This is a genomic window from Crenobacter intestini, assembly GCF_004919095.1.
In the GTDB taxonomy this organism is placed as follows: domain Bacteria; phylum Pseudomonadota; class Gammaproteobacteria; order Burkholderiales; family Chromobacteriaceae; genus Craterilacuibacter; species Craterilacuibacter intestini.
Window position 1 is genome coordinate 1 of the sequence record NZ_STGJ01000018.1, and the last position, 228, is coordinate 228.

The 228-nt window shown below is 55.3% G+C and carries 1 rRNA gene; it reads left to right on the forward strand.

Features of this window, described 5'->3' with window-relative positions:
- Window positions 1–83: 83 nt before the first annotated feature.
- Window positions 84–198: ribosomal RNA gene (gene rrf / locus E5K04_RS13770) — 5S ribosomal RNA — on the forward strand.
- Window positions 199–228 lie beyond the last annotated feature (30 nt).

Sequence of the window (228 nt, forward strand, 5' to 3'; positions counted from 1 at the left end):
CCAGGATAGGCAGAGTACGCGATACAAGATTCTACCGTCGTGGAGATTCCACGATTCGGCTTCTGTAATTTGACAAGTTAATGTCTGGTGGCCATAGCGAGGTGGTCCCACGCCTTCCCATCCCGAACAGGACCGTGAAACACCTTAGCGCCGATGATAGTGTGGCATTCGCCATGTGAAAGTAGGACACCGCCAGACGCCCCATCCGCAGACCCCCGACTCCATGAG